15 protein-coding genes and 1 tRNA gene are annotated in these 16,004 nt (G+C 69.1%); 7 read left to right on the forward strand and 9 right to left on the reverse strand.

What is annotated here, in order from left to right; genetic code table 11:
* Positions 1-22: 22 nt before the first annotated feature.
* From ACFCZ1_RS23495 to ACFCZ1_RS23505, 3 genes are read left to right on the forward strand one after another with little or no spacing between them, the layout of a single operon-like run.
* The gene (locus tag ACFCZ1_RS23495) at positions 23-1,420 is read left to right on the forward strand and encodes a pyridoxal phosphate-dependent decarboxylase family protein (protein ID WP_376680233.1); all 1,398 of its coding nucleotides are present in this window, start codon (positions 23-25) and stop codon (positions 1,418-1,420) included.
* Complete coding sequence (locus tag ACFCZ1_RS23500; protein WP_376680234.1) at positions 1,417-2,826, forward strand: lysine N(6)-hydroxylase/L-ornithine N(5)-oxygenase family protein; 1,410 nt, start codon at positions 1,417-1,419, stop codon at positions 2,824-2,826. The genes ACFCZ1_RS23495 and ACFCZ1_RS23500 overlap by 4 nt, the downstream gene beginning before the upstream one ends.
* Positions 2,827-2,870: 44 nt before the next feature.
* Positions 2,871-3,458 (forward strand): DUF1963 domain-containing protein, encoded by a 588-nt coding sequence (locus tag ACFCZ1_RS23505; RefSeq protein ID WP_376680235.1) that lies wholly within the window; start codon positions 2,871-2,873, stop codon positions 3,456-3,458.
* Positions 3,459-3,591: 133 nt separating this feature from the next.
* Here ACFCZ1_RS23505 and ACFCZ1_RS23510 read toward each other — a convergent pair whose 3' ends face one another.
* Positions 3,592-5,376, reverse strand: coding sequence for a bifunctional metallophosphatase/5'-nucleotidase (locus tag ACFCZ1_RS23510; protein ID WP_376680254.1), 1,785 nt, complete (start codon positions 5,374-5,376; stop codon positions 3,592-3,594).
* A gap of 128 nt (positions 5,377-5,504) precedes the next feature.
* Between ACFCZ1_RS23510 and ACFCZ1_RS23515 the strand changes: the two genes are divergently transcribed.
* A complete protein-coding gene (locus ACFCZ1_RS23515) occupies positions 5,505-6,206 on the forward strand; it encodes an SIMPL domain-containing protein (protein WP_376680236.1) in 702 nt (233 codons plus the stop codon).
* Positions 6,207-6,376: 170 nt separating this feature from the next.
* Positions 6,377-7,804 carry a pyruvate kinase gene (gene pyk / locus ACFCZ1_RS23520; RefSeq protein WP_376680237.1) on the forward strand — a complete coding sequence of 476 codons (1,428 nt, stop codon included), beginning with the start codon at positions 6,377-6,379 and terminating at the stop codon, positions 7,802-7,804.
* A gap of 192 nt (positions 7,805-7,996) precedes the next feature.
* On the opposite strand, the gene ACFCZ1_RS23525 is transcribed toward pyk, so the two are convergent.
* Together ACFCZ1_RS23525 and ACFCZ1_RS23530 are read right to left on the reverse strand one after the other, a co-directional pair.
* The gene (locus tag ACFCZ1_RS23525) at positions 7,997-8,248 is read right to left on the reverse strand and encodes an EF-hand domain-containing protein (RefSeq protein ID WP_376680238.1); all 252 of its coding nucleotides are present in this window, start codon (positions 8,246-8,248) and stop codon (positions 7,997-7,999) included.
* Positions 8,249-8,329: 81 nt separating this feature from the next.
* A complete protein-coding gene (locus ACFCZ1_RS23530) occupies positions 8,330-8,653 on the reverse strand; it encodes a putative quinol monooxygenase (protein ID WP_376680239.1) in 324 nt (107 codons plus the stop codon).
* Between the two features lie 123 nt (positions 8,654-8,776).
* On the opposite strand from ACFCZ1_RS23530, the gene ACFCZ1_RS23535 reads away from it, so the two are divergent.
* Positions 8,777-9,742, forward strand: a complete 966-nt coding sequence (locus ACFCZ1_RS23535) for a GlxA family transcriptional regulator (protein WP_376680240.1) — start codon at positions 8,777-8,779, stop codon at positions 9,740-9,742.
* Here the strand turns inward: ACFCZ1_RS23535 and ACFCZ1_RS23540 are convergent.
* Positions 9,739-10,494 carry a transcriptional regulator gene (locus ACFCZ1_RS23540; RefSeq protein ID WP_376680241.1) on the reverse strand — a complete coding sequence of 252 codons (756 nt, stop codon included), beginning with the start codon at positions 10,492-10,494 and terminating at the stop codon, positions 9,739-9,741. The two genes, ACFCZ1_RS23535 and ACFCZ1_RS23540, sit on opposite strands and share 4 nt — an antisense overlap.
* A gap of 108 nt (positions 10,495-10,602) precedes the next feature.
* Positions 10,603-10,677, reverse strand: a tRNA-Leu gene (locus tag ACFCZ1_RS23545).
* 97 nt (positions 10,678-10,774) lie between these two features.
* Here ACFCZ1_RS23545 and ACFCZ1_RS23550 point away from each other — a divergent pair.
* On the forward strand, positions 10,775-11,428 hold the full coding sequence (locus ACFCZ1_RS23550) for an ANTAR domain-containing response regulator (RefSeq protein ID WP_376680242.1): 654 nt from the start codon (positions 10,775-10,777) through the stop codon (positions 11,426-11,428).
* 58 nt (positions 11,429-11,486) lie between these two features.
* Here ACFCZ1_RS23550 and ACFCZ1_RS23555 read toward each other — a convergent pair whose 3' ends face one another.
* From ACFCZ1_RS23555 to ACFCZ1_RS23570, 4 genes are read right to left on the reverse strand one after another with little or no spacing between them, the layout of a single operon-like run.
* Positions 11,487-12,203 (reverse strand): ABC transporter ATP-binding protein, encoded by a 717-nt coding sequence (locus ACFCZ1_RS23555; protein ID WP_376680243.1) that lies wholly within the window; start codon positions 12,201-12,203, stop codon positions 11,487-11,489.
* A complete protein-coding gene (locus tag ACFCZ1_RS23560) occupies positions 12,200-13,183 on the reverse strand; it encodes an ABC transporter ATP-binding protein (RefSeq protein ID WP_376680244.1) in 984 nt (327 codons plus the stop codon). Before ACFCZ1_RS23560 ends, ACFCZ1_RS23555 begins: the two co-directional genes overlap by 4 nt.
* Positions 13,184-13,188: 5 nt before the next feature.
* A complete protein-coding gene (locus ACFCZ1_RS23565; RefSeq protein WP_376680255.1) occupies positions 13,189-14,910 on the reverse strand; it encodes a branched-chain amino acid ABC transporter permease in 1,722 nt (573 codons plus the stop codon).
* 5 nt (positions 14,911-14,915) lie between these two features.
* Positions 14,916-15,848: a branched-chain amino acid ABC transporter permease gene (locus ACFCZ1_RS23570; RefSeq protein WP_376680245.1), complete on the reverse strand. Its 933-nt coding sequence runs from the start codon at positions 15,846-15,848 to the stop codon at positions 14,916-14,918.
* Positions 15,849-16,004 lie beyond the last annotated feature (156 nt).

Genomic DNA, 16,004 nt, shown 5'->3' on the forward strand with positions numbered 1-16,004 from the left:
ACCAACGCCCCGGAGGACCCGGATGACCGCGCCGCCCGGTACGCCGACCCCGCCGCCACCCCTCGCAGGCGGCACCGGCGGCCCCGAAGCCATGCGGCCCCTCCTCGACACGGTCCTCGACGCACTGCACAGCGGCGCCCGCGAGCGCGGCGGGCCGCTTCCGGCCGGCGGGCCCGACGCAGTCGCGGCCCGTGTCCAGGCCGCCCTCGGCGCCGTACTCCCCGAACACGGCACCGGCGACCACGAGGCGCTCCGGACCCTCGTGCACACCCTCGCGGCCGGCGCCGCCGACCCCGCCGACCCCCTCTGCGCAGCCCACCTGCACTGTCCGCCCCTCGCCGTCGCGGCCGCCGCCGACCTCGCCGCCAGCGCCCTCAACCCCTCCCTCGACTCCTGGGACCAGGCCCCCGCCGCTTCCGCGATCGAAGCCCTCCTCACCCGCGCCCTCGCCGCCGAGTTCTACGACACCCCCCACGCCGACGCCCTCGTCACCACCGGCGGCACCGAAGCCAACCAACTGGCGCTCCTCCTCGCCCGCGAACGCCACGGACCCGGGCTCACCGTCCTGCACGGCGCCAACGCCCACCACTCCGTCCCCCGCGCCGCCTGGCTCCTCGGCCTGCCCCCCGCCGTCGCCGTCCCCACCCCCACCGGCATCCTCGACCCCGCCCGCCTCGCCGAAACCCTCGCCGCCACCCCCGGCCCCGCCCTCGTCACCGCCACCGCCGGCACCACCGACGCCGGACTCATCGACCCCCTCCACCGCATCGCCGACCTCTGCGACCACTACGGCGCCGACCTCCACATCGACGCCGCCTACGGGGGACCACTCGCACTCAGCCCCCGCCACCGCCACAAACTCGCCGGACTCCGCCGCGCCCACTCGATCACCGTCGACCTGCACAAACTCGGCTGGCAGCCCGTCGCCGCCGGACTCCTCGCCGTCCCCGACACCACCCTGCTCGCCCCCCTCGCCCACCAGGCCGACTACCTCAACGCCCCCGACGACACCGAAGCCGGCCTGCCCGACCTCCTCGGCCGGTCCCTGCGCACCACCCGCCGCCCCGACGCCCTCAAGATCGCCACCACCCTGCGCTCACTTGGCCGCGACGGCCTCACCCGCCTCATCGACCACACCTGCGAACTCGCACACCACCTCGCCGCACTCCTCGACGCCCACCCCGGCTTCGAACTGCATGCAGCCCCCACCATCACCACCGTGCTCTTCCGGCCCACCCACGCCGATGACACCCAGGTCGCCACCCTGCGCCGCACCCTCCTGCACCAAGGCCGCGCCGTCCTCGGCCGCACCCACGCCGACGGCCGCCTGTGGCTCAAAGCCACCCTGCTCAACCCCCACACCACGGCGGGGGACCTGGACACCCTCATCGCCCTCCTGGAAGGCAGCACCCACCGATGACCGCCCAGCTCGATGCACCCCACGACCTCGTCGGAATCGGCATCGGACCCTTCAACCTGTCCCTCGCCGCCCTCGCCCACGGCCTGCCGCACCAAGGAGCGGGCGAACTCGCCACCGCCTTCTACGACCAGCGCCGCGACTTCCGCTGGCACCCCGGACTCCTCATCGACGGAGCCACCCTCCAAGTCCCCTTCCTCGCCGACCTGGTCACCCTCGCCGACCCCGCCAGCCCCTGGAGCTTCCTCAACTACCTCAAACACAAGGAACGGCTCTTCCCCTTCTACTTCGCCGAGCAGTTCCACATCCACCGCGCCGAATACGACGCCTACTGCCGCTGGGTCGCCGGCCGCATCCCCGGACTCCACTTCGGCCACCAGGTCGACGCCGTCCGCTGGAACTCCGAACGCGACCTCTTCGAAGTCGACTTCACCCAGCTCGACACCGACGGCGAAGCCGAAGCCCTCGGCCGCACCTACACCCGCAACCTCGCCCTCGGCATCGGCACCGCCCCCTACGTCCCCGACGCCCTGCGCACCCTCGCCGAAGCCCCCACCGTCCCCGTCATCCACTCCGCCGACTACCTCGACAACCGCCAGCGCATCCTCGGCGCCGAACACGTCACCGTCATCGGATCCGGCCAGTCCGGCGCCGAAGTCTTCCTCGACCTCCTGCGCGCCCGCCCCGCCGGCCGCGAACGCCTCACCTGGCTCGCCCGCACCGCCTCCTTCGCCCCCATGGAGTACTCCAAACTCGGCCTCGAACACTTCACCCCCGACTACACCCGCTACTTCCACGCCCTCCCCGAACCCGTCCGCGACAAGCTCGTCGCCGCCCAATGGCAACTCCACAAAGGCATCGACGCCGACACCATCGCCGCCATCCACGAAGAGCTCTACCGCCGCACCCTCCACGGCGGCTGGCCCGACGCCGTCCTCACCCCCGGAGTCAGCGTCCGCACCGCCGGCCGCGTCGCCACCGCCAAAGTCGAACTCCACATCGAACACATCGAACAAGGCACCCGCTCCCGCCTCACCACCGACGCCGTCGTCCTCGCCACCGGCTACCGCGAACGCCCCCTCGGCCGCCTCCTCGCAGGGCTCGACCCCCACCTGCGCATGGACTCGTCCGGCCGCCCCCGCATCGACGACCGCTACCGGATGATCACCGACCCCGCCGTCACCGGCAGCATCTTCGTCCAGAACGCCGAACGCCACAGCCACGGCGTCGGAGCCCCCGACCTCGGCCTCGCCGCCTGGCGCAGCGCCGCCATCCTCAACACCCTCACCGGCAAGAACCCCTACCCCCAGCCCGAACGCACCGCCTTCACCACCTTCGGCCTCGAACAGCGGGAGCACACCCGCCCCCAGCCGGCGGGCGAACTCCGCCCCCTCGTCGACCACCCCTAGAGGGCGACTCCGCCACCACCACACCCGCCCCGTACATTCCCGGCATGACGATGCTCCTCCTCGACGGCGGGCCGGTCGCCCCCGACGCCCCGGTCACCCGCACCGGCGGCGTACCCCTGGCCCCCGCCGGGACCGCATGGCCGGCCTGCGCGGCGTGCGCCGGCCCCCTGCAGTTCCTCGCCCAGATCCTCCTCGGCGACCTCCCCGGCACCACCGCGCCCTCCCCGGGCGTACTGGCCCTGTTCATGTGCGCGAACCGGCCCGGACAGTGCGCACAGTGGAGCCCGACCGCAGGCGGCAACCTCGCCCTCCTGCTGCCGGCCGGCGACCTGGAACCCGTACCGGCCCCCGACGCGGACCAGGACCTGCTCGGACTCGGAGCCGTCCGCGCCGCCCTGCCCGCCACCACGGCACCAGCCACCGGCACCGTCCTGGGCCGGCTCGGCGGCACGCCCCGATGGCTCCAGTACGACGAGACACCCCACTGCCCCACCTGCGCACGGCCCATGGACTTCACCGCCGAGCTGACGGAAGGCCCCGACCCCGTCACCGCCATGAACTTCGGCTCCGGCCGCGCCTACGCGCACACCTGCACCCCCTGCGGCCGCGCGGCACTCCTCTGGCAGTGCTGACCGCCCGACCGGCAGCGCAACCACCCCCGCCACCCCCGGCACCGCCGCCACCCCGCCAGGGCCCGCCCCGCCCCTCACGCAAGCGGCCGGGACCCGCCACAGCAGGCCCCGGCCGCACACCACCGCGAACCGACTAGAACACCGGCACCCCGGCCCGCGTCAGACGCCAGTCCACCGAAGCGAACTGCGCCGGATCGACCGTCCCCTTCGCCTTCACCCACTGGATGATCGTGTTACGGATCTCGTCCGAATTCGCCCACACCTGCCGGGCCTGCGGAACGTGCGGGAAGTTCCCGCCACCCGACGCCCGGTAGTTGTTCACCGCCAGCACGAACTGCCCCGCCGGATCCACCGGCTTCCCCTGGAACGACAGCCCCGTGATCCGCGAACCCACCGGCTGCGCGATGTCGATGTCGTACACCAGCCCGTACACCGAGTCGTAGTTGTAGTCCGGCGTGCCCTCGGAGTTCGTCAGCTTCGCCGGATCCACCACGTCACCGGGCGCCGTCCGCACGTAGTACCTCGCCGAATACTCCAGATAATCCTTCAGCTGCGCGCCGGTCAGCAGCCGCGCCTCCATGGTGTTCTCGAACGGATACAGGCCGGCCGCGTCCTTGATCGTCACCTGCCCGGCCGGAATCGACGCCGTCCGCGAGAAACACGACGCCTGCGACAGCACCGGCAGCGCCGCCCACTCCGTACCGGACAGCGCCGCCTTCACCGTCTCCGCCTGGACGTGGTTGATCAGGTCGATGATCGCCACGTCCTTGACCGGACCCTCCGCCGACGACATCGCCTGCGTCGAGGTGCCGATCACCTGGTTCACGTACGCCACGACCTTGCGGTGCTCGTCCGACAGCAGCCCGGTGATCTCCGGATCCTCCGCGACCGTGTTCGAGTTCAGCACCCGCGCCGCGACCTTCGCCACCGACCAGCGGCCCTTCTCCCACGTCAGCTCGAAGTCGAACAGCGTCAGGCGCTGCCCCCACTTCAGCGGCTCCGACAGCACCACGTCCTTGCCGGTCGCCTTGTTCTTCACCCGGTACTCGGGAATCTCCGTGTGCGCGTGCCCCACCAGGATCGCGTCGATCCCCGGCACCTGCTCCGCCACCAGAGCCGCCGCGTTCTCCACGTACGGCAACTGGTCCCCGTACGAAGACGTCCCGCTCGACCCCGAATGAGCCGACACGATCACCACGTCCGCACCCAGCGAACGCAGCCGCGGCACGTACTTCGCCGCCTGCTCCTCCAGCCCCGGGAACGTCATCCTGCCCTGCACGTTGGCCTTGTCCCAGAGCGCGATCCCCGGATTCGTCAGCCCCAGCACCGCCACCTTCACGTCCCGCCCGTGCGGGGTCCGCAGCCGGTGCATGCTGTACGGCGGGAACGCCGGCCGCAGCGTCTTCGCGTCCAGCGCGTTCGCACCCAGCAGCGGGAAATCACACTGCTCCTCGAACTTGCGCAGCACCGGAATGCCGTAGTTGAACTCGTGGTTCCCGAGCGCCGCCGCGTCATAGCCGATCGCGTTCATCGCCTGCGCCATCGGGTGCACCGGACCCCGCCGCGCCGTGATCGGATCCACCTTCGCGTAGTAATACGAAAGCTGCGTGCCCTGGATCGTGTCACCCGCGTCGATCAGCAGCGTGTTGCACCGCCCCTTCTCCGCACGCACCTGGTTCACCAGCGTCGAGATCTTCGCCAGACCGACGTCGTTGTGCGCCTTGTCGTCGAACTCCTTGTCCGTGAAATAGTCCCAGTTGAAGACATTCCCGTGCAGATCGGTCGTGCCCATCACCGTGAATGCATACGTACGCGGACCCGCCTGTGCGGCCGCCGGGGTGCTCGTGGCCCCCGCCAACGCCACGGCCGCACCTGTCGCGGCCGTGGTCCCCAGAAAAGTCCTGCGGTCGAACGCCATGCCATCTCCCCTTTTGAGGCGTGAACAACGCGCGTAGATTCTGACCCACGGGTAACAAGCAGCAACACCCCCACCAGGTTTCGATCCGATGACCACACCCGCCCGAGCCGCAGTGCGACAGTGAAACCATGACCCAGGACGCATCGCACCAGCCCTACGGCACCCCCGAAGTACCCCGCGTCGCCGTCCGCGGCGAAGCCCGCATCGAAGTCGACCCCGAGATCGCCCGCATCGGCATCACCGTCAGCGCCCGGGGCACCGACCGGCGCACCGCACTCGAAGACCTCACCCGCCGCAACAACGCCGTCCTCGACCTCATCAAGAGCTACGGCGACCCCGTCGAGAAACTCGAAACCGGCGCCTTCTCCATCAGCCCCGAACTCACCCGCCACGGCCGCGGCGAACGCATCCGCGCCTACCACGGACGCGTCCACCTCACCGCCGAACTCAACGACTTCACCGCCCTCGGCGAACTCACCACCCGCCTCGCCGACCTCGAACTCACCCAGATCGACGGCCCCTGGTGGGCCCTGCGCCCCACCTCACCCGCCCACGGCCAGGCCCGCCGCCAAGCCGTACTCGAAGCCGTCCAACGCGCCCGCGAATATGCCGAAGCCCTCGGCGCACGCCTCGCCGCCCTCGTCGAACTCGCCGACCTCGGCGCCGAGAACACCGCCCCCTTCCAAGGCGCACCCGGCGCCGCCATGCGCACCATGGCCTTCAGCGGCTCCGAAGACGCCGGCGCCCCGCCCCTCGACCTCGAACCACAGCGCCAGACCATCTACGCCCAGGTGAACGCCCGCTTCACCATGACCCCGCCCCAACTGTGAAGCACAGCCCCGCAATGCAGCTCTGAAAGCCCACCGCCAAACGCTCCGGGGTGCTCATCAGAGCACCCCTACGCACATTCAACACTTGTCAACAACCTTTTTCCCAAAGGTTGTTGAGTGGACACCCGGAACCAATTTCCTACTCCCTGGTAGGGGAATACGCTCGCCTCATGCGCCGAGCGAAAATCGTATGTACCCTGGGCCCCGCCACCGACTCATACGACCAGATCAAAGCCCTGGTCGAAGCCGGAATGGACGTCGCCCGCCTCAATCTCAGCCACGGCACCTACGCCGAACACGAAGAGCGCTACCGCCACGTACGCAAGGCCTCCGACGAGACCGGCCGCAGCGTCGGCATCCTCGCCGACCTTCAAGGCCCGAAGATCCGCCTCGGCCGCTTCCACGAAGGCCCCGTACTCCTTGAACGCGGCGACGAGTTCACCATCACCGTCGAAGACCACCAAGGCGACCGCCACACCTGCGGCACCACCTACAAGGGACTCGCCACCGACGTCACCACCGGCGAACGCATCCTCGTCGACGACGGCCGCGTCACCCTCGAAGTCACCGCGGTCGACGGCCCACGCGTCCACACCCGCGTCATCGAAGGCGGCATGGTCTCCGACCACAAAGGCCTCAACCTCCCCGGCGTAGCCGTCTCCGTCCCCGCCCTCTCCGAAAAGGACATCGACGACCTCCGCTGGGCCCTGCGCACCGGCGCCGACGTCATCGCCCTCTCCTTCGTCCGCAGCGGCCACGACATCGAAGACGTCCACCGCATCATGGACGAGGAAGGCCGACGCCTCCCCGTCATCGCCAAGATCGAAAAGCCCCAGGCCGTCGAGAACATCGACGACATCGTCGCCGCCTTCGACGGCATCATGGTCGCCCGCGGCGACCTCGGCGTCGAAATGCCCCTGGAACAGGTCCCGATCGTCCAGAAGCGCGCCGTCAAACTCGCCAAACGCAACGCCAAGCCCGTCATCGTCGCGACCCAGATGCTCGACTCGATGATCGACAACTCCCGGCCCACCCGAGCCGAAGCCTCCGACGTCGCCAACGCCATCATCGACGGCACCGACGCCGTCATGCTTTCGGGCGAAACCAGCGTCGGCAAATACCCCGTCGAAACCGTCCGCACCATGTCCCGCATCGTCGAAGCCGCCGAAGAAGACATCCTCGACAAGGGCCTCCCGCCCCTCACTGAACACAGCAAACCCCGCACCCAAGGCGGAGCCGTCGCCCGCGCAGCCGCCGAAGTGGGCGACTTCCTCGACGCGAAGATCCTCGTCGCCTTCACCCAGAGCGGAGACACCGTCCGCCGGCTCTCCCGCTACCGCTCACCCATCCCCCTGCTCGCCTTCACCCCCGACCCCGCCACCCGCTCCCAGCTCAACCTCACCTGGGGCGTCGAAACCTTCCTCGGCCCCCACGTCGAATCCACCGACGCGATGATCGCCCAAGTCGAAGAAGAACTCCTGCGCATCGGCCGCTGCGTAACCGGCGACGTCGTCGTCATCACCGCCGGCTCACCCCCCGGCGTCACTGGCTCCACCAACCTGGTCCGCGTCCACCACATCGGCGACGCCGTCCGCTAGCCGCCGTACCACCGCACCGGGCCACGCGCCCGACCCGCCGTACCACCGCACCGGGCCACGCGCCCGACCCGCCGTACCACCGCACCGGGCCACGCGCCCGACCCGCCGTACCCCCGCGTCGGGCCACGCGCCCGACGCGCCGTACCGCCACGCCGTACCCCCGCGTCGGGCCACGCGCCCGACGCGGCCCCGCTACCAGCCGAACCGGCGATCGACCACGGCGGCGAACTCCTCGAAACTCAAGACCGCGTCCCCATTCGCGTCAGCCGCATCGAACAGAGCCGACGAAGCATCAACATCCCCCACCGCCCAGATCGGCAGAACCCCCTGAGCGGCGAGCGTCGGCCCCTTCGACCGCAGAGCCGTGATCACCTCCAGCCGGGTCAGCTCACCGTCCTGGTTGAGATCCAGCGCATCGAACAGCCTGCGAGCCTTCTCGCTCATCACGCGGTCCCCTTCTCGTATGCCGTGACCTCAACCTACGCCGCCCCGAACCGACCCGGACAAGGGCCCCACGAACAACCCTCAGGCGAGCTTGGCCGCCAGAACGTCCACCGGCACGATCTCCGGCGCCTCCGCCAGCAAATGCGGCGCCCGCTCCATCAGCGCCGCCGCGATCCTGCCCTGCAAGTGCGCCGTACGATCCTCATCGCTGCCGAACGCATCGAAAATGCCGAACGTCGTCGGACCCAGACGCAGAGCGAACCACACCGTGGTGAACGCCTCCTCCTGCGCCAGCGCGAGAGCCCCCGTGAGCAGCTCCTCCACATCCTTCACGTGCTCCGGCTTCGCCTCGATCCGGGCGAGCAGACCGAGACGGACGGAATCAGAGGACAAGGCCTTGGACATCGCGTTTCTCCTTCGTCAGATTCGTCAGGGCGCCGGCCCGGCGCCGTTCATCGAGATCAACCTACGGCCGCGCCCACCGCCCCACCCAGTGGCAGATCCGCCGCATCCTTTACCGTTTCCGACATGAAGATCTCGGTACTGGTCACAGACGGACTCTTCGACTCCGGACTGGCCACGTTCGTCGACGTACTGCAGATGGCCAACGAACTGAGAGCCGAACTGCCCCAGCCCCCACCACCATGGGAACTCACCCGCGTCAGCCCCCACGGACCCGTACGCACCGCCGCCGGACACACCATCGAAGCCACACACCCGGCAGACGCCCCGGCCCCCGACCTCCTCGTCGTACCCGGCGCGGGCCCCAAACAGCCCGAACCCCTCCTGGACTGGGTGGCCGCGCCCCAGCGCCGACCCGAACGCAACACCATCCAGCAGGCCCACACAGCCGGCATCCCACTCGCCGCCGCCTGCACGAGCACCTTCCTGCTCGCCGAAACCGGAGTGCTCGACGGACTCACAGCCACCACCAGCTGGTGGCTCGCCCCCGCATTCCGCCAGCGCTACCCCCACGTCACCCTCGACGAAAGCCACATGCTCACCCACGCCGAAGGCGTCACCACCGCCGGCGCAGCCATGGCTCACCTTGACCTCGCACTCGCCCTCATCCGCCGCACCAGCCCCGCACTCGCCGACCTCACCGCCCGCTACCTCGTCGTCGACGACCGCCCCACCCAAGCCCGATACGCCATCCCCAGCCACCTCGCCCGCACCGACCCCACCGTCGGCGCCTTCGAACGCTGGATACGAGAACACATCGACCAACCAATCAAGATGCCCGAAGCGGCCCGCGCGGTCGGCACCAGCGAACGCACCCTCCAACGCGCCGTCGACCGCGTACTCGGCATCTCACCCCTCCGCTTCGCCCAAACCATCCGCCTCGAACAAGCCGCCCACCTGCTCCGCACCACCGACCTCCCCACCGAAGCCGTGGCCCACCGCGTCGGCTACGAGAACGCCTCGACGCTGACGACTCTGCTCCGACAGCGCCTCGGCACCACCCCGGGCCGGCTGCGGAGCCCCGGGGCCTAGTACTTGGGCCCGATGTGGGCGTCCATGAGGGCCACGGAGTCCTTCCGGGCGATGGAGACGTTGAGCGGGTCGCTGCCCCGGGCCAGGACCGTCCATCGGACGCCGACCTTGGTGAGCGTGTCGGTACAGAGCTTGCGGATGTCGTCGGACTTGTTCGTGAAGAAGTACCGGGGGTACTCGTACCGCTTGCGCACCCCGCCGACCATCCGCGTGGTCCAGTTGGTGATCCGGCACCCGTCGGAGTGGATCAGCCCCCGGATGAACTCCCACGGGTGAGCATCGACGATCTCCTGCTGCCACTCTTCGAGGACGATCCGCCGCTCGTGCTTCTTGCCGGGCCCGTGCTGCGGGAACAGGCAAGTCCAGTGCCGTCCGTAGCTGGTGACGGCGACGCACCCTTGGCACTGCTGGACGTAGACCTTGTCGGATGGGCGGACCGCCAGGATTGCCTCCCGGCACTGCTCGATGAGCCCGGGCCAGGCGTCCGCACACGCGATGCGCAGGTAGTACCCGCCGCGCTGGTGGGGGCTGATGCAGCCGTCACCGAGATAGAGGCCGAGGAGATAGGCGTATGCGGCCGGCTCGGCCGGGCCCTCACACGGCGTCTGATTCATACGGGGGAGGGGTTCGATACGAACCCGCCAGGCGCGGATGGCGGCCCGGGATATCCCCGTTTCCTTGCTGACGGAATTCAGGCTCCGCCCATGACCGAGAAGGGTTAGCGCGTGCCGCCGAGTTGCCAAATCATACATATGGGCGACACTGCGGAAAGTCCTCCGGATGTGCGCCCGATTCCCGGCAGATTAGCTCGAAAGGGAAAGGTTCGCCATCGAAGCGTGACCTTGGAATTTAAGGAAAGGTGCCCCAGGTGGGATTCGAACCCACACTGTCCGCTGTTTGAGAGCGGCCTCTCTGACCAGTTGGAGTACTGGGGCCTAAGAAACGCAGGATTGCGCGAACCCTGCGTGACACCACCTTACAGGAGCTCGGTAGGCTCAGGGGAGCTGTTATGCCCCGCAAAGAGGAGCCTCCGTGACCGCCGAGCACGAGTCGACGCCCACGCCCGACGCCGACCAGTCGCACGTTCCGCCGCTGACGACCCGCGTCGTCATCGCCGAGGACGAGGCGCTCATCCGTCTCGACCTGAAAGAGATGCTGGAGGAGGAGGGGTACGCGGTCGTCGGTGAGGCCGGGGACGGCCAGACGGCCGTCGAGCTGGCCCGCGAGCACCGCCCGGACCTCGTCATCCTCGACGTGAAGATGCCCGTCCTGGACGGGATCTCCGCCGCCGAGAAGATCGCCGAGGAGTCCATCGCCCCCGTACTGATGCTGACCGCGTTCTCGCAGCGCGACCTCGTCGAGCGCGCCCGGGACGCCGGTGCCATGGCGTACCTCGTGAAGCCGTTCAGCAAGAGCGACGTCGTGCCGGCCATCGAGATGGCGGTGTCCCGTTTCGCCGAGCTGAAGGCGCTGGAGAAGGAGGTCGCCGACCTCTCCCTCCGGCTGGAGACGCGCAAGCTCGTCGACCGCGCCAAGAGCATCCTGCAGACCCAGTACGGGCTCACCGAGCCCGCGGCGTTCCGTTGGATCCAGAAGACCTCCATGGACCGCCGCATGTCCATGCAGCAGGTCGCCGAGGCGGTCATCGAGGACGACGAGGAAAAGAAGCAGAACGCCGGCCAGTAGGCGCGGACATGCGTGAGGCCCGCCTCCCCCCGAGGGGAGGCGGGCCTCACACGTTCTGTCAGTCCTCGCCGAGGTAGGCCTTGCGGACGTCCTCGTTGTGGAGGAGGTCCTGGCCGGTGCCGGAGAGAACGATCTTGCCGATCTCCATGACGTGCGCCTGGTCGGCGAGCGAGAGCGCCGCCTGGGCGTTCTGCTCGACGAGCAGGATGGTCATGCCCGAGGCCTTGAGCTCGGCGATGGTCGCCATGATCTTCTGCATCATCAGCGGGGAGAGACCCATGGAGGGCTCGTCCAGCATGAGCAGCTTGGGCTGGGACATGAGGGCCCGGCCCATGGCGAGCATCTGCTGCTCACCGCCCGAGAGGGTGCCGGCGGCCTGCTTGCGGCGTTCGCCCAGGATGGGGAACATCTCGTAGGCGCGCTGGATGTCCTTCTCGATGCCGTCCTTGTCGGTGCGCAGGAACGCGCCGAGCTGGAGGTTCTCGGCGATCGTCAGCCGGGGGAAGATGTGGCGTCCCTCGGGGGAGTGGGCGAGGCCCAGGGAGACGATCTTGTGGGCGGGGACGCTGGCGAGCGGCTTGCCGTCGAAGGTGATGCTGCCGCTGGTGGGCTTGAGGAGCCCGGAGAGGGTGCGGAGGGTGGTCGTCTTGCCGGCGCCGTTGGTGCCGACGAGGCAGACGATTTCGCCTTCGTTGACCTCGAAGGAGATTCCCTTGACGGCTTCGATCTTGCCGTAGGCGACTTTGAGGTCTTCGACCTTGAGCATTGCGGTCACTTGGCCTCTCCTTCCGTGCTGGTGGTGCTGGTGGTGCTGTCCGCTTCCGCTGCCGCGTCTTCGTCGGTGGCTTCGGCTTCGGCTTCGGCTTCTGCCTCTGCCTCTGCCTCGGCTTCGTGCTCGGCTTCGGCGGCGGCTTCGGCGGCGGCTTCGGCCGCCTCGACCTCGGCGACTTCTTCGGCGCCGGGGTCGCCCTCGAAGGGGGTGCCGAGGTAGGCGGCGATGACGCGCTCGTCGCCCTGGACCTCTGCTGCCGTGCCTTCGATGAGCTTCTCGCCCTGGACGAGGCAGGCGACGCGGTCGCAGAGGTTGAAGATGAAGCGCATGTCGTGCTCGATGACGAGGACGGCGATGCCCATGTCGCGGATGGCGAAGATGAGTTCTTCGGCCGCGCGGGTTTCCTGCGGGTTCATGCCGGCGGTGGGCTCGTCCAGGAGGATGAGGCCGGGGTCGCTGGCAAGGGCGCGGGCGATTTCGAGCTTGCGCTGCTCGCCGTAGGGGAGGTTCTTGGCGAGGTGGCCGGCCTTGTGCTGGAGGCCGATGAACTCGAGGAGTTCCATGGCGCGCGCTTCGCTGGCGGCTTCGGCCTTCTTGAAGCCGGGGCCGCGCAGCAGGGCGGACCAGAGGCCTTCCTTGGTGCGGGTGTGGCGTCCGACGAGGACGTTCTCCAGCACGGTCATGTTGTGGAAGAGCCGGATGTTCTGGAAGGTGCGGGCGATGCCGGCCGCGGTGACCTTGTGGGGCGTGGGCGGCAGGACCGTGCCCTTGTAGCTGACGCTGCCCTCGGTGGGGACGTACAGCCCGGTGAGGCAGTTGAAGAAGGTGGTCTTGCCGGCGCCGTTGGGGCCGATGAGGCCGACGATCTCGCCGGCGTTGACCTTGAGGTCGACGCCCTTGACGGCGGTGAGGCCGCCGAAGCGCATGGTGACGCCGCTGGCTTCGAGAACGGTGGTCTTGGTGGTGGTGTCTGTGGTGGTCATGTCGTTCACGCCCCCGCCTTGGCGGTGGCCAGGTCCGTGGGGGCCTGGTCAGCGGTGTCGTCGTGGAACTCGAGCTGCGCGCGCTTGTTGGCGATGAGGCCTTCGGGGCGGAAGCGCATGAGCAGGATGAGGGCGATGCCGAAGGCGAGGAGCTGGTAGTCCTGGAGGAAGGCCAGCTTCGCCGGGATCAGGAAGAGCAGTGCGGCGCCGAGGATGGGGCCGCGGATGGTGCCCATGCCGCCGAGGATGACGGCGGCGAGGAGGAACGCGGAGTTCGGCGGGACGGGCCCGGCGAAGACGTAGTTCTCGGGGACGACCGTGCTGTTGACGTGTGCCTGGACGGTGCCGGCGAGGCCGGCGAGGGTGGCGCCGAGGGCGAAGGCGATGAGCTTGACCTTGAAGCCGTTGATGCCCATGGCTTCGGCGGCGGTCTCGTCTTCGCGGATGGCGACCCAGGCGCGGCCGATGCGGCTGTTGCCGGCGCGGGAGAAGACCAGTACCACTACGGCCATGACGAGCAGCATCAGGAAGTAGTAGTTGGCGTAGGCGCCGAGGACGATGCCGCCGACGGTGTGGGATTCCCCGAAGTTCCACCCGAAGAGGTCGAGGTGGGGGATGTTGGGGATGCCGTTGGGGCCGTTGGTGATGTCCGGGCCGGAGTCGCCGTCGAGGTTGCCCATGGCGATGCGGAAGATCTCTCCGAAGCCGAGGGTGACGATGGCGAGGTAGTCGCCGCGCAGGCGCAGGGTCGGGGCACCGATGATGACGCCGAAGACGAGCGAGGCGAGTGCGCCGACGATGACCGCTGCCCAGAAGGGCAGGTGGATGCCGAAGGCGGAGGCGGTGCTGCCGGAGACCAGGGCGGCGGCGTAGGCGCCGACGCCGAGGAAGGCGACGTATCCGAGGTCGAGGAGGCCGGCGAGGCCGACGACGACGTTGAGGCCGAGGGCGACGGTCGCGAAGATCAGGATGTTGACCGCGATGAGGGTGTAGGTGTCGCCGCTCTGCTGGATGAACGGGAAGGCGATCGCTGCGGCCGCGGTGCCGAGGAGCGTGACCTGGCGGTGCTTCGCGGTGAGGCTGCCGAGGCGGTCGAAGAGGCCGGCCTTGAGCAGGGCGAAGCCGGCGAAGCCGACGGTGAGCAGGTAGGTGACGAAGAGCTGCGGTTCCTTGTCATCGGTGTCGATGCCGAAGGTGATGACGTAGAGGCCGAGGGCGAAGACGCCGGTGATGATGAGGATCTCGGCCCAGGCGGGCAGCTGCTTGGCGGGGGACGCCTTCTTGCTGTCGTCGGGGAGCTTGTACGCGGCGAGGGCCGGGACGAGCGAGCCGACGAGGGCGACGTAGGCGCCGGGCTCCAGGTGGACGAAGCCGCCGAGGACCACGGCGATGGCGACGACCGTGAACCAGGTGCCGGCGAGGGTGCCGAGCGACAGGATCCAGACGGGCTTGCGGGTGCCGTTGGGGGTGAGCCAGCGCAGGCCCTTGACGCCGAGTGCGGAGAGCGCGAAGGCGGCGGTCAGGAGGCCGGAGACGAGGCTGAGGAACTGGATGGGCGCCGGGCTGCCGTAGTAGGTCAGGTCGCCGGGGAACTCGTCGGTCCAGGTCCAGGCGAGGAAGGCGCTGATGACGGTCAGGAGGCTGCCGCCGATGACCGCGTACAGGAGTGCGGCGGGGGCGGTGCCCTGCTTGGTGAGGGCGGTCTGCGGGGTGGTGTTGGTGGTCATGGTTCTCACGCCCGATCCGCGACGCGCTCGCCGAGCAGGCCTTGTGGCCGCACGAGGAGGACGACGATGAGGAGTACGAACGCCCAGACGTTGGACCAGGCTCCACCGCCGAGCTGCGACATGCCGGGGATGTCTTCGATGTATGCGATCGAGAGGGCCTCGGCGAGGCCGAGGACGACGCCGCCGACCATGGCGCCGTAGATGTTGCCGATGCCGCCGAGGACGGCGGCGGTGAAGGCCTTCAGTCCGAGGATGAAGCCCATCTCGAAGTTGATCTGGCCCTTGTCGAGGCCGTAGGCGACGGCGGCGACGGCGGCGAACGCGGCACCGATGGCGAAGGCCATGACGATGATGCGGTCGGTGTTGATGCCCATCAGCTTCGCGGTGTCGGGGTCCTGCGCGGTGGCCTGCATGGCGCGGCCGCTGCGGCTCTTGGAGACGAAGACGCCGAGGGCGAGCATGCAGAGCGGGGCGAGGATGAGGACGAAGAGGTCCGCGCGCTGGATGGCCAGGCTGTCGGTGATCTTGAAGGCGGCACCCTTGAACTCGGGGAAGCTGACTGCCTTCTTGGCGTCCGGGTAGAACTGCCAGACAAGCTGCTGGAGCGCGATCGAGAGGCCGATTGCGGTGATGAGCGGGGCGAGCCGTGGGGCGCTGCGCAGGGGGCGGTAGGCGAAGCGTTCGGCTGCGGTGGCGACGAGGACCGAGGCGAGTGCGCCTCCGACGATCATGACGGGTATCGCGATCAGCAGGGAGGTGCCGGTCGGGAGGATGGCGTAGGCGGTGAGCGCGCCGAAGCCGCCGATCATGAAGATCTCGCCGTGGGCGAAGTTGATGAGCTGGACGATGCCGTAGACCATGGTGTACCCGATGGCGATGAGGCCATAAAGGGCACCGAGGGCAAGGCCGTTGGCCAGCTGTTGCGGCAGTTCGTGCACCGCAGGGCCTCCGATGAGCGTGTCGGATAAGACTCCGCGGGGGGGGGCGGGTTGGGCCGCGCGCGGGGGGGTGTTTTTTTGGGGGGCGGGCGGGGGGGGGGGGTGTGGTTTAAACAAAAACGAGGCCCCCCGACCAACCATGGTAGGGGGTTGCGG

This window comes from Streptomyces sp. NPDC056224 (genome assembly GCF_042267665.1).
In the GTDB taxonomy this organism is placed as follows: domain Bacteria; phylum Actinomycetota; class Actinomycetes; order Streptomycetales; family Streptomycetaceae; genus Streptomyces.